General features: G+C 72.4%; 17 protein-coding genes and 1 pseudogene (1 of these 18 running past the window's edge). 10 read left to right on the plus strand and 8 right to left on the minus strand.

What is annotated here, in order from left to right; translation table 11 throughout:
* Positions 1-155: 155 nt before the first annotated feature.
* Positions 156-2,219 carry an asparagine synthase (glutamine-hydrolyzing) gene (gene asnB / locus ACQEVU_RS06325; protein ID WP_433321593.1) on the plus strand — a complete coding sequence of 688 codons (2,064 nt, stop codon included), beginning with the start codon at positions 156-158 and terminating at the stop codon, positions 2,217-2,219.
* Between the two features lie 254 nt (positions 2,220-2,473).
* On the opposite strand, the gene ACQEVU_RS06330 is transcribed toward asnB, so the two are convergent.
* The 3 genes and pseudogenes from ACQEVU_RS06330 to ACQEVU_RS06340 all read right to left on the minus strand — a co-directional run bounded on the left by ACQEVU_RS06330 (position 2,474) and on the right by ACQEVU_RS06340 (position 5,699).
* The gene (locus ACQEVU_RS06330) at positions 2,474-3,442 is read right to left on the minus strand and encodes an HRDC domain-containing protein (protein ID WP_433334820.1); all 969 of its coding nucleotides are present in this window, start codon (positions 3,440-3,442) and stop codon (positions 2,474-2,476) included.
* Positions 3,425-5,245: pseudogene (gene recQ, locus ACQEVU_RS06335) on the minus strand (DNA helicase RecQ); the annotation flags it as partial. The gene ACQEVU_RS06330 and the pseudogene recQ, both read right to left, overlap by 18 nt.
* 97 nt (positions 5,246-5,342) lie before the next feature.
* The gene (locus ACQEVU_RS06340) at positions 5,343-5,699 is read right to left on the minus strand and encodes a YciI family protein (protein ID WP_433321594.1); all 357 of its coding nucleotides are present in this window, start codon (positions 5,697-5,699) and stop codon (positions 5,343-5,345) included.
* A gap of 71 nt (positions 5,700-5,770) precedes the next feature.
* On the opposite strand from ACQEVU_RS06340, the gene ACQEVU_RS06345 reads away from it, so the two are divergent.
* The gene (locus ACQEVU_RS06345; protein ID WP_433321595.1) at positions 5,771-6,700 is read left to right on the plus strand and encodes an RNA polymerase subunit sigma-70; all 930 of its coding nucleotides are present in this window, start codon (positions 5,771-5,773) and stop codon (positions 6,698-6,700) included.
* Here the strand turns inward: ACQEVU_RS06345 and ACQEVU_RS06350 are convergent.
* Positions 6,686-7,687 (minus strand): hypothetical protein, encoded by a 1,002-nt coding sequence (locus ACQEVU_RS06350; RefSeq protein ID WP_433321596.1) that lies wholly within the window; start codon positions 7,685-7,687, stop codon positions 6,686-6,688. The genes ACQEVU_RS06345 and ACQEVU_RS06350 overlap by 15 nt on opposite strands.
* A gap of 73 nt (positions 7,688-7,760) precedes the next feature.
* Here ACQEVU_RS06350 and ACQEVU_RS06355 point away from each other — a divergent pair, with 73 nt between their 5' ends.
* From ACQEVU_RS06355 to ACQEVU_RS06375, 5 genes are all read left to right on the plus strand, one after another.
* Positions 7,761-8,324: a hypothetical protein gene (locus tag ACQEVU_RS06355; protein WP_433321597.1), complete on the plus strand. Its 564-nt coding sequence runs from the start codon at positions 7,761-7,763 to the stop codon at positions 8,322-8,324.
* Positions 8,325-8,404: 80 nt separating this feature from the next.
* A complete protein-coding gene (locus tag ACQEVU_RS06360; protein WP_433321598.1) occupies positions 8,405-9,028 on the plus strand; it encodes a hypothetical protein in 624 nt (207 codons plus the stop codon).
* Positions 9,029-9,356: 328 nt separating this feature from the next.
* Positions 9,357-9,947, plus strand: coding sequence for a PadR family transcriptional regulator (locus tag ACQEVU_RS06365; RefSeq protein WP_433321599.1), 591 nt, complete (start codon positions 9,357-9,359; stop codon positions 9,945-9,947).
* A gap of 143 nt (positions 9,948-10,090) precedes the next feature.
* Complete coding sequence (locus ACQEVU_RS06370) at positions 10,091-11,035, plus strand: ATP-binding cassette domain-containing protein (protein WP_433321600.1); 945 nt, start codon at positions 10,091-10,093, stop codon at positions 11,033-11,035.
* The gene (locus ACQEVU_RS06375) at positions 11,032-11,787 is read left to right on the plus strand and encodes an ABC transporter permease (protein ID WP_433321601.1); all 756 of its coding nucleotides are present in this window, start codon (positions 11,032-11,034) and stop codon (positions 11,785-11,787) included. Before ACQEVU_RS06370 ends, ACQEVU_RS06375 begins: the two co-directional genes overlap by 4 nt.
* A 76-nt stretch (positions 11,788-11,863) precedes the next feature.
* Here ACQEVU_RS06375 and ACQEVU_RS06380 read toward each other — a convergent pair whose 3' ends face one another.
* Entirely contained in the window at positions 11,864-12,481 is a 618-nt protein-coding gene (locus ACQEVU_RS06380; RefSeq protein ID WP_433321602.1) for an NAD(P)-dependent oxidoreductase, read from the minus strand.
* A 68-nt stretch (positions 12,482-12,549) separates the two neighbouring features.
* Here ACQEVU_RS06380 and ACQEVU_RS06385 point away from each other — a divergent pair, with 68 nt between their 5' ends.
* Both ACQEVU_RS06385 and ACQEVU_RS06390 read left to right on the plus strand, forming a co-directional pair.
* Entirely contained in the window at positions 12,550-12,921 is a 372-nt protein-coding gene (locus ACQEVU_RS06385; RefSeq protein WP_433321603.1) for a winged helix-turn-helix transcriptional regulator, read from the plus strand.
* Entirely contained in the window at positions 12,918-13,721 is an 804-nt protein-coding gene (locus tag ACQEVU_RS06390; protein WP_433321604.1) for an SGNH/GDSL hydrolase family protein, read from the plus strand. Before ACQEVU_RS06385 ends, ACQEVU_RS06390 begins: the two co-directional genes overlap by 4 nt.
* Positions 13,722-13,965: 244 nt before the next feature.
* Here the strand turns inward: ACQEVU_RS06390 and ACQEVU_RS06395 are convergent, their stop codons facing one another.
* The 3 genes from ACQEVU_RS06395 to ACQEVU_RS06405 form a co-directional block, all read right to left on the minus strand.
* Complete coding sequence (locus tag ACQEVU_RS06395; RefSeq protein ID WP_433321605.1) at positions 13,966-14,871, minus strand: NADP-dependent oxidoreductase; 906 nt, start codon at positions 14,869-14,871, stop codon at positions 13,966-13,968.
* A gap of 173 nt (positions 14,872-15,044) precedes the next feature.
* On the minus strand, positions 15,045-16,997 hold the full coding sequence (locus tag ACQEVU_RS06400) for a class I SAM-dependent methyltransferase (protein ID WP_433321606.1): 1,953 nt from the start codon (positions 16,995-16,997) through the stop codon (positions 15,045-15,047).
* 2 nt (positions 16,998-16,999) lie between these two features.
* A complete protein-coding gene (locus tag ACQEVU_RS06405) occupies positions 17,000-17,308 on the minus strand; it encodes an antibiotic biosynthesis monooxygenase family protein (protein WP_433321607.1) in 309 nt (102 codons plus the stop codon).
* Positions 17,309-17,381: 73 nt separating this feature from the next.
* Here ACQEVU_RS06405 and tyrS point away from each other — a divergent pair, with 73 nt between their 5' ends.
* Positions 17,382-18,505 carry the 5' portion of a tyrosine--tRNA ligase gene (gene tyrS / locus ACQEVU_RS06410; RefSeq protein ID WP_433321608.1) on the plus strand. 145 nt of this gene lie beyond the right edge of the window, so only the first 1,124 of its 1,269 coding nucleotides appear in the window; its start codon is at positions 17,382-17,384; its stop codon lies off the right edge, out of view.

Raw genomic sequence — 18,505 nt, forward strand, 5'->3', positions numbered from 1 at the left:
TCGCTGGCCGAGCACCGGTAACCCGGCCGCCGTGCCGTAAACCGCCGCCTGGCGAAGATCACCCATGCCGCCGGCTGGGCGAGTCCGGGGATGGCCGGTCGCACATCCGCCGGTCCGGCGGCGGGGCCTCTGTTCGGCTGGAAGCGCGACGCAGCGTGGCCGAACGAGCGAAGGGACACGACGTCATGTGCGGCTTCCTCATGTACACCGCGGACGCCACCATTTCCGCGGAACTCCTCGGCGCCATGGAGCGCCAACTCGGCCTCATCGACCATCGGGGCCCCGACGACATGGCGCTGGAGCGGGTCGGGCCCGGCGTGGCGGCCGGCTTCAAACGGCTCGCGATCATCGACCGGCAGGGCAGCCGCCAGCCGCTGACGTACCCGCCGTCGGGCCCGGAGGCGGGCCGGTGGACGCTGGTCTACAACGGCGAGATCTACAACTTCGAGGCGCTGCGCGAGGAGCTCGTCCGCGAGCACGGCGCGGTGTTCGCCACCGACGGCGACTCGGAGGTCCTCGCCGCCGCGTTCCACTACTGGGGCGAGGCGTCCCTCGACCGGCTGCGCGGGATGTTCGCGTTCGCGATCTGGGACGACGTGACCGAGACCGTGTACGCCGCCCGCGACCCGTTCGGCATCAAGCCGCTGTACTACGTCGAGATCCCCGGCGGCCTGTGGCTGTCGAGCGAGAAGGCGCCGCTGCTTGAGCACGCCGCCCCCGACCTCGACCCGATGGCGCTGTCGCTGTACCTCACCATGCAGTACGTCCCGGAGCCGTACACCCTGCACCGCGAGGTCCTGCGCCTGCCCGCCGGCGGCCTGCTCGTGCGCAAGTTCGGCGGCGTGGCGAGCGTGCGCCGCTACGCCCGTCCGACGTTCCGCCCCGACCCGGCCGCCGACGAGGCCGCCGTCGTGGCCGACCTGCGCGCCGCCCTGCGGGACAGCGTCCGCGCCCACATGCGCGCCGACGTCCCGGTCGGTGCGTTCCTGTCCAGCGGCATCGACTCGACCGCGATCGTGGCCCTGGCCGCCGAGCTGCACCCGCGCCTGCAGGCGTTCACCGCCGGCTTCGACACCTCGACCGCCTTCTCGGAGATCGAGACCGCCGAGCGCTCGGCCCGCCACCTCGGCGTCGAGCTCTTCCCGACGGTCGTGCGCCCCGAGCAGGTCATGGAGGCGCTGCCCCGGATCATCTGGCACCTGGGCGACCCGGTCGCCGACCCGTCGATCGTGCCGCTGTACTTCCTGGCGAGGACCGCGGCCGAGCACGTCACCGTGGTCCTCTCCGGCGAGGGCGCCGACGAGCTGGCCGGCGGCTACACGATCTACCGCGAGCCGCGCTCCCTCGCCCCGGTCGCCCGCCTCGGCGCCCCGCTGCAACGCGGCCTGCGCGCACTGGCCCGGGCCCTGCCCGACGGCGTGCGGGGCAAGAGCTACCTGCAGCGGGCGACAACCCCGATCCAGCAGCGGTACTTCGGCAACGCCCGCGTCCTGGGCGAGGCCGAGAAGATCCGGCTCCTGCGGGGCGCCCCCGCCGTCGGCCACCCGTACGTGACGGCGCCGCTCTACGCTGAGGCGGCCGCGCTGGACCCGGTGGCCACGATGCAGCACATCGACGTCAACACGTGGCTGCCCGGCGACATCCTCACGAAGGCCGACCGCATGTCGATGGCCCACTCCCTCGAGCTGCGCGTGCCATTCCTGGACCGCCGCGTCTTCGAGGTACTGTCGCGGCTGCCCGACCGCCTGAAGGTCCCGAAGCGCGGCCAAACCACCAAGTACGCCCTGCGCCGCGCCATGGACGGCATCGTCCCCGACTTCATCACCGAACGCCCGAAGATGGGCTTCCCGACCCCGGCCAAGCGCTGGCTGCGCACCGACCTGGCCGAGTGGGCCCACCACGTCCTGTCAACCTCGGGCGCCGGCCGCCTCCTGGACCTGGAATACGCCCACGACCTGCTGAAGGCCCACGAACGCGGCGAGGCCGACCACGCCCGCAAGCTGTGGATCGTGCTGTCGTTCTGCCTGTGGCACGGGATCTTCGTCGACGGCTCGATCCCCGTACCGCACGCGGAGCCCCGCACCCGCCCCGCGACCCCGCCGGCGCAAGGCCAGCCGGCGCCGTCCCGGACCACGGGCGCGATGCCGGGCCAGGGCACAGGCACGATGACCGGCCAGGGCACCGGGACGGTCGCGGGCCAGGGCACGGCAGCGGGCTGAGGCACGAGCCGGCAGCGGATCAAGCCAAGGCCCGGTCGCGGCGTGAGCACGTCACGGCACGCCGCGGCCCGGGCGCGAGTCAAGGCGCGGGCGCGGCGGCGGGATTACGGCCCGGGCGTGGGTCAAGGCGCGGGCGCGGCGGCGGGGTTACGGCACGGGCGTGGGTCAAGGCGCGGGCGCGGCGGCGGGGTTACGGCCCGGGCTCGTCAGGGCGCGGGCGTGGCGGCGGGATAGGGAGCGATGGCCCTCGGCCGTCAGGGCTCGTAGTCGTAGGGCGGCTCGTCGTCGAACGGCGGCTCCTCGTCGTCGAACAGCGGACTCTCGTCGAACACGGACCCGGTCGGCCGCACGGCCGTGACGGCGCCGCGAGCCCCGGAGCCGTCGCGCCCCGGGACGGCGGCCCGGGCGGCTGGTGCGGTGCCGGCGGTGCGGTCGGGCGCGGCGGCGCGGCCCCGGATGGCAACGGTCGAAGCGGACGTGGACGAAGCGGACGCCGACGAAGGCGAAGCGGACGCGGACGAAGGCGAAGCGGACGCGGACGAAGCGGTCCCCGAGGCCGCGGCGGAGTCGAACTCGGCGAGCGCGGCCAGGACCTCGTCGCCGAACTTGGCCGCCTTGCCCGGCCCGACGCCGCTGACGGCGGCGAGCGCGGCGACGGTGCCGGGTCGCTCGGCCGCGATCTGGCGCAGGGTGACGTCGCGGAAGACGACGTAGGCCGGGACCGCCTGGGCTCGGGCCGTCGCCGCCCGCCAGGCCCGGAGCCGCTCGAACACCGCGTCGTCCGTGGCGCCGCCGCGCGAGGGAGCCGGCGCGCTTCCAGCAGGCGCTGTCTCGCTCCGGGTGAGTGCGGTCCCGCCCCGAGCATGGGCGGTCTCGCTCGTTGCAGAAGCGGCCTCGCTCCGGGTGGGTGCGGCCGCGCTCCGAGCATGTGCGGCGTCGCTCTGAGCGGGCACTGCCGCGCTCCGAGCAGGCGCGCTCCGAGGCGGCGCAGAGGCGGACGCCGATGTCGAGGCGGGTGCCGGATCCGAGGCGGCCTCAGCCGGGTCCAAGCCGGGCAGCGCCGCCTCCGAGGCCGGCCGCGAAGGCGGGCCCGCAGCCGGGTCCGAGGTTGGACGCGAAAGCGGGCGCGGAGCCGGGTCCGAGGCCGGGCGCGAAAGCGGGCGCGGAGGCGTGGCCGAAGCGGGTGAGGCGGGCGACGAGGGGAGGTCGAGCGCGGACAGCATGTCCAGGATCTGCTGGCCGAACTTGGCCAGCTTGCTCTCGCCGACGCCGTTGACTCCGGACAGCTCGGCCAGCGTGCGGGGGCGCTCGGCGGCGATCTGGCGCAGTGTGGCGTCGTTGAAGATGATGTAGGCCGGGACGGACTGCTCCTTGGCCGTGGCCGCGCGCCATGCGCGCAGGTGCTCGAAGACCGGGGCGGCCTCGGGGGAGAGGTCGGCGCCGGCGGTGGCGTCGCGGCGGGCGGTCTTGGCGGCCTTCGCGGCGGAGATCGGGCGGTCGGGCTCGCGGCGCAGCATGACCTGGCGGCGGCGGCCGAGGACGTCGGCGCTGGCGTCGGTGAGGACGAGGGTGCCGTAGTCGCCCTCGACGGCGAGCAGGCTCTGGGCGAGCAGCTGGCGGACGACGGCGCGCCACTCGGCCTCGCGCAGGTCGGCGCCGACGCCGAAGACGCTGAGCTCGTCGTGGTGCCACTGCACGACCTTGTCGGTCTTCTTGCCGAGCAGGATGTCGATGCACTGGCCGGCGCCGAACTTCTGGTTGCGCTCCTTCTGCAGCCGGTAGACGGTCGAGAGGAGCTTCTGCGCGGCGACGGTGCCGTCCCAGGACTCGGGCGGGGCGAGGCAGGTGTCGCAGTTGTCGCAGTTGCCGTCGAGCTCCTGGCCGAAGTAGGCCAGCAGCTGGCGCCGGCGGCAGGCCACCGTCTCGCAGAGGGCGAGCATCGCGTCGAGGTGCTGGGACAGGTTGCGGCGGTGGGCGGCGTCGCCCTCCGACGTGTCGATCATCTTGCGCTGCTGGACGACGTCCTGCAGCCCATAGGCCAGCCAGGCGACGGACGGCTCGCCGTCGCGGCCGGCGCGGCCGGTCTCCTGGTAGTAGCCCTCGATCGACTTGGGCAGGTCGAGGTGGGCGACGAAGCGGACGTCGGGCTTGTCGATGCCCATGCCGAACGCGATGGTGGCCACCATGACCAGGCCGTCCTCCTTGAGGAACCGGTCCTGGTTGTCGGCGCGGGTGCGGTCGTCGAGGCCCGCGTGGTAGGGCAGCGCGGGGATGCCGTTGTCCTTGAGGAACTCGGCGATCTTCTCGACCGAGTTGCGGGACAGGCAGTAGACGATGCCGGCCTCGCCGCGGTGCTCGCCGCGCAGGAACTCCAGCAGCTGCCGGCGCGGGTCCTGCTTGGCGACGATGCGGTATTGGATGTTGGGCCGGTCGAAGCTCGACACGAAGTGCCGCGCCTCGGAGAGCCCCAGCCGGGTGGCGATCTCCTTGTGCGTGGCCGAGGTCGCGGTCGCGGTGAGCGCGATGCGCGGCACGTCGGGCCAGCGCTCGTGCAGCATCGACAGGTTGAGGTAGTCGGGGCGGAAGTCGTGGCCCCATTGCGACACGCAGTGCGCCTCGTCGATCGCGAACAGCGCGATCCGGCCCCGCTCGAGCAGGCGCAGGGCGGCGGGCGTGGCGAGGCGCTCGGGGGCGATGTAGAGCAGGTCGAGCTCGCCGGCGGCGAACTGGGCCTCGACGACGCGCCGCTCGTCGGGGTCGAGGGTGGAGTTGATGAAGCCGGCCTGGACGCCGAGCTCGCGCAGCGTGTCGACCTGGTTCTGCATGAGGGCGATGAGCGGGGAGATCACGACCGCGGTGCCGGGCCGCACGAGGGCCGGTATCTGGTAGCACAGCGACTTGCCGCCGCCGGTGGGCATGAGCACCAGCGCGTCGCCGCCGCCGATCACGTGCTCGATGATGTCCCGCTGGCTGCCCCGGAACTCGTCGTAGCCGAACACCCTGCGTAACACATCGAGCGCACCCATCCCGCTGTCCACGCCGGCGATTCTACGGACCACCCCCGACAAAACCGCGGCGGCCGATCCGTGCGGTGACGGACCGGCGCCGCGTCGACACGCTGCGTCAGGCTTCCTCGGTGTGCACGATCGGCCGTACCTCGATCGCGTTCCACTTCACGTCCGGGATCATGGCCGCGAGCTCGTACGCCCGCTCCTTCGAGGCGCACTCGACCAGGTAGAAGCCGGCCAGGAACTCCTTGGCCTCGACGTACGGCCCGTCGGTGACGGTCTGCGCACCCGCCCGCACGCGCACGACGGCGCTCTCCGCCGGCTGCCCGAGGGCGTCGGTGCGGATCAGCTCGCCGGACTCCTTGATCGTCTTGATGAACGCCTCGTGCCCGGTCATCACCTCGTCGATGTCGGCCTGGGTGAGGGTCTGCCACACGTCCGGGTTCATGTGGATCAGCAGCAGGTACTTCATGGCAAAACTCCTTCGTGACGTCGGTTTCAGCCAGTGGTCGGAGCCGCCGGGCCGATCTCTACATTGGGGACGTGGATTTTCAGCAGCTGTTCGAGCGGCATCGGCGGGAGCTGCACGTGCACTGCTACCGCATGCTCGCCTCGTTCACGGACGCCGACGACGCCGTGCAGGAGACGTTCCTGCGGGCCTGGCGGGGCCGCGACGACTTCGTGCCGGGGACGAACGCGCGGGCGTGGCTGTACCGTATCGCCACCACTGCCTGCCTCGACGCGATCCGGCGCAACAACCGCCGCCCGCCGTCGACGTCGACCGAGGTCAGCTGGCTGCAGCCGTACCCCGACCGCCTCCTGGACCAGGTCGCGCCGCCCGACGAGCAGCCCGACGCGGTGGTCGTGGCCCGCGAGACGATCGAGCTGGCCTACCTGACCGCGATCCAGATGCTGCCGGCCCGCCAGCGCGCGGTCCTGCTGCTGCGCGACGTGCTGGACTGGTCGGCCGCGGAGACCGCCGAGGCGCTCGAGCTGACCGTGCCCGCGGCCAACAGCGCCCTGCAGCGGGCCCGGGCGACGCTGAAGGCGACGCCGGAGCGCGACCGCCGGCCGGCCGCGCCCACCCGACAGGAACGGGAGCTGCTCGACCGGCTCATCGCCGCGCACGACCGCGCCGACGTCGGCGCGACCGTCGCGCTGCTGCGCGAGGACGTGCGGGTCACGATGCCGCCGCTGCCGATGCAGTACAACGGGCTCGCCGAGTTCCGTCCGCTGCTGGAGCGGGCGTTCCAATCCGGCATGGGTGACTGGCGGCTGGTGCCGACGAGCGCCAACCGCCTGCCGGCCGCCGCCAGCTACCTGCGCGAGCCCGGCGGCACCGAGTTCCGCGCGTTCAAGCTCGACGTGATCCGGATGGACGGCGGGCGGGTCGCCGAGTTCACCACCTTCGACGCGGCGCTGTTCGAGGCGTTCGAGCTTCCAGGTGTACTGCGGGAGTCACAGCTTCGTTGACGCCGGCAACGGCAGCGATTTGGTGATCTTCGTCAGGTTGGCGGCGGCCTTCGCGAACGGCGTGCCGTCCGGGTGCACGCTCAGCACGGCGACGATGTACCGGTCGTCGGCGCCGACGGTGCCGGTGGTGTGCAGCACGTCGCCCAGCATGTCGGGCTTGTTCGGCTCGGCGGCCGCCGGCACGAACGCGGGCGCCGCGGCGGCGGGCAGGTCCGCGTTGGCCACGCACGGCGTTGCCGGGCTGTCGCCGAAGCCGGACCAGCCCTGCTTGGCCGAGCGGGGCGCCTTGAACGTGCTCGGGATCCCGAACGACTGGTCGTACTGGTCGGTGCCGCACTTCGTGGTGGCGTGCAGGTTGCCCATAATGAAGTCGCGGACGGCCGGGGGCGCCTTGTCCAGGATGTACTGGTACACCCGGACGAGGTCGGCGGCGCTGACCGCCGTGTAGCCCCAGTACCCCGGCTGGCTGACGGGCGGCGGCGCGGTGTCCTGCAGCCCGAGCCGGCCCACCATGCGGGTGACGATGTCGCGCTGCCCGTTGGCCTTCCACAACGCGGTCGCCGCCGCGTCGTCGCTGCTGCGCAGCATGATCTGCAGCCTGGGCTCGTCGTCGGCGGGCACGTCGTAGGAGGGGCCCTTGTCCCAGAAGTAGTCCAGCGCGATCAGCAGCTTGACCAGCGACGCCGACCGGAAGCGCCAGCTCGCCTTCTGCTGCAGCACGTACGCGCCGGCCTGCCGGTCGTAGATCACGATGCCCGCGGTCACCCCGGCGGGTACGGGTACCGACGAAACTGCGGAAGCGGGCGCGGACGGTGCGGCGCCCACGGACGACACGCCCGGCGGCGGCCCGGCGGAAGGCTCGGCCGCCGACGCGGCCTGCGGCGCGGACGCGGGCGGTTCCCCCTGGCCGCCGCAGCCGGCCACACCGGCGGCGAGGGCGAGGAACGTGGCCACCATGAGCAGGCGGACGGCGGTCGCGGAGGGCATCGCACCATGGTGACCGGCCGGGGCGACAGGCACAAACCCCGTCACCACCAGGGGCCGCGTTAGCCTGGAAAAGGTGCGGGGGCGCGGCTGGTGGCTGTTCCTCGCCGCCGCGGTGCCCGTCCTGCTGCCGCTGCTCGGCCGGTGGCGGGCCGCAATGGCCTTCGCCGGCCTCACCGCGGCCGCGATCGGACCCCTCTTCCTCGCCCAGTGGTGGGCGCGGCGGCGCCAGCGCGCCGAGCACGCGGCCGGGTCTCAGCGCTGGATCGGGCGTCTGCCGCTGCCCCGCGCGGCCGTCATCTGGGACCTCGGCGCCGGCTTCGCGCTGCTGTTCGGCGGCGGCGTGCCGGTGGCCGTCACCGCCGGGCCGGGCGGGCTCACCATCGGGCTGCGCCGGCCGGCGTCGCGGCGTCACCCGCCGGTGACTGTGTTGTGGTCCGACATCGTCGGCGTGCGGGCCGAGCCGGCCGGGCGGTTTACTGAGTGGGGCGGCGTCGCCGTGCTGCCGCTGACCGCCGTCACGCTCGAGTTGCCGCCGGGCGCGGGCGGGTCCATCGTCGTGACAACCCACGACGCCGCCGGGCTCGTCGATTCGATAGCGGCGCACAAGATAGACGACCGGACGGGGCGCCGATGGTGAAAAGAGGAACGGGTGATTGAGTCGGCACCCAGCGTGGCTGAGTTGCGCCGGTTTCTGGCGGTTCCGTACGGTGGTGTTCCATGGCGGAGTTGATCGAGGTTGGTGTCTGGTACGAGGCCCGACCGATCACGGTTGACCAGGGCGTCGACCGATACGAAGCGCTACGGCGCGGCGACGCGGAATGGGCCGTGGTCAATCCCGGGGTGGAACGGTTCGAGCGCGAGGCGCGCGCGGGCGTCGACCCCGCCCTGTGGGCCGAGCCGATCGCCGGGGGCGGCACGCACGTGCTGCTCGCCCTGCACGGCGACGCGCCCGACGAGGCGTTGCAGTTCCTGCACAAGCTCGCCGACGAATGCGAGCTGCTGTGCTTCCAGCGGCCGGGGCGCCACCAGCCGGCCGCGCTGTGGCAGCCGAGGCGGCTGCTGCGTGTACCGGTGCCGCGGATGACGACCGAGGACGGCTCCCTGGCCCACCACCCGACCGGGGACGACATCCGCGACTTCATCGGGCGCCTGGACGAGGACAACACGACGGCGCAGCTGTGGCGGGAGGACGGCGCGTCGATCCGGGTCGCGTTCGTGCCGCATCAGCGCACGTGGCGGGTCTCCACCACGGTGGGCGACGAGACCCGCGCGGAGGAGGATCGGGAGGATCTGACGGCGGTGGCCGAGCGCTTCGAGGCCTTCGCCGCCGCCAGCGACTGACCCGTCCCCGCGCCGCGGCGTAGCGCTTTCGCGCGTTTGCCGCGGTCACCCGCTTTCGCCTGCCTGTTTTGCGCGCTTTATGCGCCCTCCCGGCCGGTTTTGCCAGCTTTGCGAGCTTTACGTTCTACGTCGCCCAGGACGACGCTTGCCATCGGCAACCTGGGCGACATGGCGCGGCTGCCGAGCGAGGCGCCGGAGCGCGGGGAGCACGTTGCCCGCTTTTGCCTGCGCGCGGGCCGGTCGACGTGCTCGGCTCGCTGGGCCGCTTTACTCGTCCGCGAGTATTTGCCTATACTCGTGGACGAGTACCCGTGGCCGAGGAGGTGTGATGGCGAAGCGTCGCAAGGTGAGCAACCTCCTCGGGCTGCACGTGCTGGCGACGCTGTACGAGCGCCCGATGCACCCCTACGAGATCGCCGCGGAGATGCGCGGCCGCGGCAAGGAGCAGGACGTCAAGATCCAGTGGGGTTCGCTCTACACCGTGGTCCAGAACCTCGAGAAGCACGGGCTGGTCGAGGCGGCCCACACGGCCCGGGAAGGCCGTCGCCCCGAGCGGACCGTGTACGAGATCACCGAGGCCGGCCGCGAGGAGATCGTCGACTGGATGCGGGAGATCGTCGGGGTGCCCGAGCGGGAGTACCCGAGGCTGCGCTCCGGCCTGTCGGTGCTCGGCATCCTGCCGCCGGACGAGGCGCTGTACCTGCTGCGCAAGCGCATCGACGTGCTCGACCACCAGATCAAGACCGAGGTGGCCGCCCTCGAGGCGTCCGCCGAGACGGTGCCGCGCCTGTTCACCGTCGAGGCCGAATACGGCCTGGCCCTGCTGCGGGCCGAGGCGGACTGGCTGCGGGGCCTGGTCGCCGAGATCGAGTCCGGGGAGCTCTCCGGACTGGACATCTGGCGGCAGTACCACCAATAGCTGGACCCGGGGTCACGGTGCGGGAACACCGTGACCCCGGAAACGACCTCAACCGATCCGCGGGAACGGATCCGGCCTTGGTGTCTGCACACGCCAGGATACCCAACCCGCGTGAACGGTTGCCGAACCGATCGGAGACCTTCATGCCACCCGCCGTCCTGGCGCGCGACCTCGTCAAGACCTATCCCAAGGGCGTGCGCGCCCTCGATCGCCTCTCGCTCACCGTGGAACCGGGCGAAATCGTGGGCCTGCTCGGCCCCAACGGCGCCGGCAAGTCCACCACCGTCAAGATCCTCACCACGCTCGCCCGCGCCGACTCCGGCCACGCCGAGGTCATGGGCCACGACGTCGCCCGCGACCCGGACCGCGTGCGCACCGCGATCGGCGTCGTGGCCCAGCGCTCCGGCCTCGACCCGGCGGCGACCGGCCGCGAGAACCTCACCCTGCAGGGCCACCTGTTCGGCCTGCGCGGCGCCCGGCTGCGCGCGCGGGTCGACGAGCTGCTCGAGCGCTTCGACCTGACCGGGGCGGCCGGCCGGCGTACGCGCGACTGGTCCGGCGGCATGCAGCGGCGCCTCGACGTCGCCATGGGCCTCGTCCACCGCCCCGCGGTGCTCTTCCTCGACGAGCCGACCACCGGGCTGGACCCCGAGGGCCGGGCCGCGCTCTGGCGCGAGATCCGAGGCCTGACCGGCATGGCGATCCTGCTCACCACGCACTATCTCGACGAGGCCGACCGCCTCGCCGACCGGCTCGTCATCGTCGACGGCGGGCGAGTGGTCGCCGAGGGGACGCCGGATCGGCTCAAGGGGGAGTTGCGCGGGGATGCCGTACACATCGAAATCCTGGAAACTCCGGAAGGGCCGCAGGCCCGCGCGGCGCTGACCGGGCTCCCCGGACTGCGTGAGGTCACGCTCGACGGCTCGCGCCTGTCCGCGCGCGCCGACGACGGTGCGGCCGCCGTGCCGGCCGCGCTCGCCGCGCTGGAGGCCGGCGGGATCCGGGTCGCCACGGTCACGGTCGCCCGCCCGAGCCTCGACGACGTGTACCTCAAGCACGCCGGCCGCCGGATGGAGGTGGCGGCGTGAACCTCGCCTACCTGACCGGCCGCCGGCTCAAGGTCTTCGTCCAGCAGCCCGCGTTCCTGTTCGTGACGCTCATCCAGCCCGCGATCTGGCTGTTCCTGTTCGGCAACCTGTTCCGCAAGATCGTGGACCTGCCCGGCTTCGGCTCCGGCAACTACCTCACCTATCTCGTCCCCGGCGTCGTCGTCATGAGCGCCGTCTCGTCGAGCATGTGGTCCGGCATGGGCGTGCTCGAGGAGATCGACCGCGGGACGATGAACCGCTTCCTCATCACCCCGGTCCGCCGCGGCGCCGTCCTCGACGCCGTGGTCATCGAGCAGACGCTCAGCGTCACCATCCAGTCGGTCATCATCGTGCTGCTCGGTCTCGCGGCCGGCGCCCGGTACCCGCTCGGCGGCGTCCTGCTGCTCGTCACCTCCGCGGCGCTGCTCGGCGTCGTGTTCAGCGCCCTGTCGAACACGGCCGGCATGCTGGTCCGCCAGCGGGAGAGCATCATCGGCCTGAACACGCTGCTGTTGCTGCCGCTGACGTTCCTGTCCTCGGCGTTCATGGCCCCCGGCCTGATGCCGTCGTGGATGCAGACGGTGGCGAAGGCGAACCCGGTGAACTGGGCGCTGGAGACCTGCCGGACCGCGCTGCTGGGCTCGGCAAATTGGCCGCACGCTCTGTCCTACGGCGCCGCGCTGCTGCTCTTGGCCGCGGCGTTGGTGTACTTGTCTTCGCGAACGTTCCGGGCGTATCAGAAGTCGGTGTAGCGCTCTTGTGATCGCTTGTGTTCCGAAATATCCGGATGCTGGCGCATCCGGATATTTCGGATTTTTCGGTTATCGGCTAGATGCCGGAAATTGCGAGTTGGACCCTTTGGTGGGTCTTCTCAGTCGCTTCGTCGAGGATGGCGGCGGCGAGGGCGGCGTAGGTCAGGCGATTCCCGGAATTTCCGATTTTGTACCGCGAATCGGCCTCTTCGTCCGTCAGCTCCATCGGCGGCGTGAACACCACCCAGTCGATCGGCCCGGTATAGGCGTCGAGCACCGTCAGCTCGTCGGCCCGGGCCTGCGAGAAGGGGCGCCACTCGGCCGGGAAGTCCGGCGCCTCGAACAGGCGGTGCTCCCCGTGCTCGGCCGGCAGCGTCGTGGCGACGCCGATCATCAGCAGGCGCCCCACGCCGGCCCGCTCGAGGCCCTGCAGCAGCGCCTTCATCGCCTCGGCGTACTGCGCCGGGTCGAGGTCCGCGCCGTACACCGCCGATACCGCCACGTCGTGCCCGTCCGCTGCCCGCACGACGCTGTCCGCGTCGGTCGCGTCCCCGGCGACGATCGTGCCCGAAAGGTGCGGATACTTCGCGGGATCCCGCACCACGCCCGTCGCATCGACCCCGCGCCGCGCCGCCTCGGCCATGATCCGCCGCCCGGCCCTGCCGCCCGCCCCGAACACCACCAGTGAAGTCATGTGCCGGACCGTAGAACCCGAGACCTCGGTAACTGCAACGTTACTGATGTCCGCGTTACCGTGGGCCGATGCGCGCCCCGCTCCCGCCGGACCTGTTCGACCCCGCCTGCCCGTCGGCCGTGACCCCGTTCCAGATCGGCGACAAGTGGGGCGGCATGGTCCTCGTCTGCCTGGCCGACGGCCCGCGCCGCTTCGGCGAGCTCCGCGTGCCGCTGCACCGCGTCTCCGCCAAGGTCCTGACCGAGACCCTCCGCGCCCTTGAGCGCGACGGCATGATCACCCGCACGGAGTACGACGAGATGCCACCCCGCGTCGAGTACGCCATCACCGACCTCGGCCGCACCCTCTTCCCGGCCATCGAGGCCTGCCGCGCCTGGGCGGCCGAGCACCTCCCCGCGCTCGAGGCGGCCCGCGCCTCCTACGCCGGGCGCACGGCATGACGCCCGCCATGATCCCGCAGCGGTACCGCCGATACGTCGCCATCGGCGACAGCACCACCGAGGGCATGGACGACCCCGACGGCGCCGGCGGCTACCGCGGCTGGGCGGACCGCTTCGCCCACCACGTGGCCGCCGCCCAGCCCGAGTCCCCGCTCGAGTACGCCAACCTGGCCATCCGCGGCCGCACCACGTCCCGCATCCGCGCCGAGCAGCTCCAGCCGGCCCTGGACATGGCCCCCGACCTCGCCACGGTCGTCGCCGGCATGAACGACATCATGCGCGGCTCCTTCGACGTGGCCGCCGTGGCCCGCGACATCTACGCGATGCAGCACGCCCTCGTCGCCCAGGGCGCCACCGTCCTCACCTTCACCCTGCCGGATCCCGCCCCCGTCATGCCGATGGCCCGCCCGCTGCGGGGCCGCGTGCTGGCCCTGAACGAGGCGATCCGCAAGACCACGGCGGACAGCGGCGCGACGCTGCTCGACCTCGGCGCGTACGCGGTCGCCTCCGACCCCCGCCTCTGGAGCGACGACCGCCTGCACGCCAACAGCGCCGGCCACGAACGCATCGGCGCCGCGCTGGCGTACACCCTGGGCCTTCCCGGCTTCGACGAGTCCTGGACGGCCGAGCTCCCGCCACCGCCGCGGGTGCGCCGCCACCAGACCGTCGCCGCCGAGCTCGCGTGGATGCGCCGCCACATGCTGCCGTGGGCCGGCCGCCACCTGCTGGGCCGCTCGTCGGGCGACAACCGGGTGTGCAAGCGCGCCACCCCGTCCCCGGTCGTCCTCATCGACCCCTGACGCACCCTGCAGCGGCGGCTGACCCGCGGCTCTGCCGGCGCTCGATCGCGGGCGGCCCCGCAGACGCCGCCGATCCTCGGCGCGGCTCCTTCGCCGTCGCCGATCAGCCGGCCGCCGACCCGTGCGGCAGCTACCGCGACAACGCGGCGCCCGGCCGCGGTCGCCGGCGTGACGCCGCCGATCCGCGTGAGCCCTCAGGATCCGGCCGATGTCGTCGCGGCCCCCGGAGCCGTCCGCGTGCTGGTCAGAGCGTCAGGAAGATCTTGCCGCGGACGTGGCCGGACTCGCTCAGGTCGTGGGCCGCGGCGGCCTCGGCCAGCGGGAACGTGCGGTCGACGGGCATGGTGAAGCGTCCCTCGACGTACAGCGCGGCGGCCTCGGTCAGGGTCGACCACGAGCGGCCCTCGGAGCCGTTCGTGACCCGGGCGCCGTGGCTCGGCGCCTCGAAGTCGGCGATGCTCACGACGTCCGCCGGCCGCGGGGTGAGCGTGACCAGCTCGGCAACGGCGCCGCGGCCCGCGGTGTCGAGGGCGACGTCGACGCCTTGCGGCGCGATGGCACGGATGCGGTCGGCGAGGCCCGCCCCGTACGTGACGGGGACCGCGCCCAGGCCGCGCACGAACTCGTGGTTGCGCTCGCTCGCCGTGCCGATCACCGCCGCGCCGCGCGCGACCGCCAGCTGCACCGCCGCGATGCCCACGCCGCCGGAGGCGCCGTTGACCACGAGCGTCTGCCCCTTCTCCAGCCCGAGCAGCGCCAGCGCGCGCCCGGCCGTCTCCACCACGTTGGGCATCCCGGCCGCTTCGGCGAACGACATCCCGGCGGGCTTCGGCGTCCAGAAGCGCAGCACCGCGTACTCGGCGGAGGCCCCGCCCACGGCCACCCCGAACACCTCGTCACCGACGACGACGCCCTCCACCCCGTCCCCGACGGCGTCGACCACCCCGGCCGCGTCCGAGTGCGGCACGACCGGCAGCCGCGTGGGGCTGGTGTCCCCGAACGCCCCGCTGCGCACCTTCCAGTCGTACGGGTTGACGCCCACGGCCCGGACCGCGATCCGGACCCGCCCGGCGGCCACCTGCGGCTCGTCCAGGTCCACGACGTGCAGGACGCTCGACGGCCCGTACTCGGAATACTGCAACGCCTTCAAGATCTGCTCCGGATCGTGAGTTGTTGGCCGCGCGCCGGCTGATGAACGCGCCCAGTCGTCAGTCTGTCGTTTCGCAGCGTGGTGCCGGTGTGGAACCCGTCCGTTGTCCAGGGGCGATGTGCGTGCGGAGCCCGGGTGATGTCGGTCGGCGGGTGACGTCGTAGGTGAGCGGGTCAGGTGTTGAGCGGGCGGCGGGCGACGAGCAGGACATGGGTGTCCGGCCAGTCGAGCGGGGCGCCGTCCAGTGTGGACAGTTGTGCGTAGGGCCGGATGCGGTTGTCCACGATCCAGTCGTTGCGCCAGGCGTGGGAGGACGGGTCGACCTCGAAGCCGACGTCGGTCAGCAGGGCCTTCCAGTCGGCGAACTCCAGGCCGCAGAACTGCTCGTGCGCCTCCGACAGCCAGTTGTCGGGGTAGTCCTTGTGGGTGAGGAACTCCATGGCGTCGCCGAGGGCGATCTCGACGGCGCCCGGATCGGACGGGTCGCCCAGATCCTTGTACGCGAGCGGGAAGTGGAAGTCGGCGGCGAACCGGTCGAGCCGGGCCCGCGTCGGCAGCGCCTCGACCAGCGCGGCGATCTCGTCCCGCGACAGCCCTTCCAGCGAGGCGACCGCGGCGGCGGGGTTCGCAGTGACGGCGGCGGACGGGTCGGCGGTGGGACCCGCGGTAGGCGCGGGGGCGGTGGCCGCGACGGTCGGCGTGAGCGTGGCCGCGGCTGTCGGCATAGGAGTGGTGGCCGGGGCGCCGGCGGGCGGGCGGTGGGTGGGGGCGCCCTGGAGGGTGAGGCGGACCTGGCGGTCGCGGCCGTCGGGGCCGCACACGTCGGAGTTGATCCAGACGCCACCGGGAACGGTGTGCTCGTAGATCGCCTCGGCGAAGGCGCGCAGGGAGGACATTCGCTTGCCGTACGACCAGATCTCGTGCGTCAGGGCGAAGGTCAGCGTCGTGTCGATCGACCGCGGCGGGAAGACGGCCCCGCCGAGGACGTTGCGGCAGTAGAAGTAGACGTTGGGGTTGGTGAACCAGCCCTGGGCCTTGCGGTGGACGCATTCCTCGTAGAGGTGGCGGGCGACCTCGACGCCGATGAGGTCGCTCTCGCGCAGCGTTGACTCGCGGTCGGCCAGGGCGAGGACCGCGCCGGCGCCGCAGCCGATGTCGACGATGCGGCCGGGGCGGACGTGGCGGCGGACCATGTCCCACTTGCGCTCGGCGCTGGCCTCGAACGCCTCCGCATAGGTGCGGTAGTCGCGGGTCGTGGTCAGGCCGCCCTCCTCGCCGACGACCGGGTCGTTGACGACCATGGCGACCTGCTCGTCGAGGCGATAGCGGTCGTACACGTCCAAGGTCGCCGGGTGCGCCAGCCCCCGCCATGCCGGGTCGCCGGCCGCGAGCCGTAGCAGCACGTCCCAGGGCCGCTCCGGGCTCGCCGCCCGATCGGCCGCGCCCTCGCCCGGGCCGGTGGCGGAGCTCGCTGTGGCCGACGGAGCGGTGTCGCCGCGCACGTCGCCGCCCGGGTCCGCGATGGCCGAGTGCACAGTGGACGCGTTGGAGGTGGCGGAAACGGCGCCAGCCGCAGAGGCCGTGGCAACGGCGCCCGCGGATCCGGCGGCGGGAGTGGCGTGGGCCGAGAGCGTGACACCGGCCGCCTCCGGGACCGGTGCGGCGATGGAGAAGGCGGGGTCGGCCTCCACGAGGGCGATCTCGAAGCCCATGGTCTCGTAGAGGGCCGCCACCTCCGGGGTCGAGCACGCCACGATGGTGTCCTGCGGGGTGAGGCGGCGGCCGAGGACCGATTCGACGCTCTTCAGCGTCACCTCGGCGAAGCGGTCGGTGTGTGCGGTGTCGAAGACCGGCACGACCAGGGAGCGCAGGCCCTCCTGCAGGCTGAACCGCTCGATCGCGGCCTCGCGGCGGTCGTAGGCGACGGGGTTTCGCTTGGTGTTCTGGTGGTTCGCGCTGGTGACCGCCCAGACGATCGTTGCGGGATCGGGCGCCGGATACGCAGTACCGAACCCGGGGCTTGGAAGGTCTTTGGCTTGGTCGCCCTCGGCCAGGCCGCGCAGATAGACCGCCTGGAAACGCGTCACCAGGTGGTGCCGGCCGGGGAAGAGGACGAAGCGCGCCATGGTCAGGCCTGTGGGTCCGCGTGCTGCACGACCTCGAACTCGAGCAGGCTCGAGCCGGTCGCGACGGGTTTGGCGCGCTCGCCCGAGTGGGCCTCGCGGGCCGGGCCGGTGGACCAGGCCTGGAAATGTTCCTCGGATTCCCACTTCGTGTAGACGAAGTACCTCGTCTCGCCCGCCACGGGGCGCAGCAGCTCGAAGCCCAGGAAGCCCGGGGCGCCCTCGACCGCGCCGTGCCTTGCACCGAAGCGGCGCTCCAGCTCAGGGCCGGCGCCCTCGGGAACCTCGATCGCGTTGATCTTCACGACTGCCATGACCCAACCCTAGCCGCCGGGTACGACAAAACCCGGTCAGGTTCGAGCGGGGAGGAGTGGGACAATCGCGGCTATGACCGATGTGCTCGAAGATCTGCAGTGGCGCGGCCTGATCGCGCTCTCGACCGACCTCGACGAACTCCGCGCGGAGATGGCGAAGGGGCCGATCACCTATTACTGCGGCTTCGACCCGACGGCGCCGAGCCTCCACATCGGCAACCTGCTGCAGGTGCTGACGGTTCGCCGGCTCCAGATGGCCGGCCACCGCCCGCTCGCGCTGGTCGGCGGGGCGACCGGACTGATCGGTGACCCCCGCCCGTCGGCCGAACGCCAGCTGAACTCGGCGGACACCGTTGCCGAGTGGGTCGAACGGATCAAGCGGCACATCGAGCCGTACCTCGACTTCACCGGCGACAACGCCGCCCGGATCGTGAACAACTACGACTGGACGGCGCCGATGTCGGCAATCGACTTCCTGCGCGAGATCGGCAAGCACTTCCGGGTCAACAAGATGCTCACGAAGGACGCCGTGAGCGCCCGGCTGAACTCGGACGCCGGCATCAGCTACACCGAGTTCAGCTACCAGATCCTGCAGGGCATGGACTTCCTGGAGCTCTACCGGCGCTACGGCTGCAAGCTGCAGACCGGCGGCAGCGACCAGTGGGGCAACCTTACCGCCGGCACCGACCTGATCCATCGCGTGGAAGGTGTTTCGGTACACCTCCTGGCCACGCCGCTGCTCGTGAACTCGGCCGGGGAGAAGCTCGGCAAGTCCACCGGCGGCGGAAGCCTGTGGATGGACGCGGAGATGACCAGCCCGTACGCGCTGTACCAGTACTTCGTGAACCTCGAGGACTCGCTGGTCGGCGGGCTGCTGCGCAAGCTCACGTTCGTGGAGCGCGAGGAGATCGAGGCGATCGAGAAGGAGACCGCCGAGCGGCCCGCGGCCCGGATCGGGCAGCGGCGGCTGGCGGAGGAGATGTCCAAGCTGGTGCACGGGCCGGAGGAGACCGCGCAGGTCATCGCGGCCAGCCAGGCGCTGTTCGGGCGGGGTTCGCTCGGCGAGCTGTCGGCGTCGACGCTGCGCGCGGCCCTGGTCGAGGCCGGCCTGGTGCAGGCGCCGGCCGGGTCCACGGTCGCCGACCTGTTCATCGCGGCCGGCCTGGTGAGCAGCCGCAACGAGGCGCGGCGGACGGT

It is taken from the genome of Dactylosporangium sp. CA-139066, from assembly GCF_050936175.1.
GTDB lineage: Bacteria > Actinomycetota > Actinomycetes > Mycobacteriales > Micromonosporaceae > Dactylosporangium.

Bases quoted from the DNA above. Each gene is read 5' to 3' on its own strand.
- ACQEVU_RS06330 (WP_433334820.1), bottom strand. From the start codon at position 3,442: ATGCTGTCCGCGCTCGACCTCCCCTCGTCGCCCGCCTCACCCGCTTCG.
- ACQEVU_RS06340 (WP_433321594.1), bottom strand. From the start codon at position 5,699: ATGAAGTACCTGCTGCTGATCCACATGAACCCGGACGTGTGGCAGACC.
- ACQEVU_RS06350 (WP_433321596.1), bottom strand. From the start codon at position 7,687: ATGCCCTCCGCGACCGCCGTCCGCCTGCTCATGGTGGCCACGTTCCTC.
- ACQEVU_RS06360 (WP_433321598.1), top strand. From the start codon at position 8,405: ATGGCGGAGTTGATCGAGGTTGGTGTCTGGTACGAGGCCCGACCGATC.
- ACQEVU_RS06365 (WP_433321599.1), top strand. From the start codon at position 9,357: ATGGCGAAGCGTCGCAAGGTGAGCAACCTCCTCGGGCTGCACGTGCTG.
- ACQEVU_RS06370 (WP_433321600.1), top strand. From the start codon at position 10,091: ATGCCACCCGCCGTCCTGGCGCGCGACCTCGTCAAGACCTATCCCAAG.
- ACQEVU_RS06380 (WP_433321602.1), bottom strand. From the start codon at position 12,481: ATGACTTCACTGGTGGTGTTCGGGGCGGGCGGCAGGGCCGGGCGGCGG.
- ACQEVU_RS06385 (WP_433321603.1), top strand. From the start codon at position 12,550: ATGCGCGCCCCGCTCCCGCCGGACCTGTTCGACCCCGCCTGCCCGTCG.
- ACQEVU_RS06390 (WP_433321604.1), top strand. From the start codon at position 12,918: ATGACGCCCGCCATGATCCCGCAGCGGTACCGCCGATACGTCGCCATC.
- ACQEVU_RS06400 (WP_433321606.1), bottom strand. From the start codon at position 16,997: ATGGCGCGCTTCGTCCTCTTCCCCGGCCGGCACCACCTGGTGACGCGT.
- ACQEVU_RS06405 (WP_433321607.1), bottom strand. From the start codon at position 17,308: ATGGCAGTCGTGAAGATCAACGCGATCGAGGTTCCCGAGGGCGCCGGC.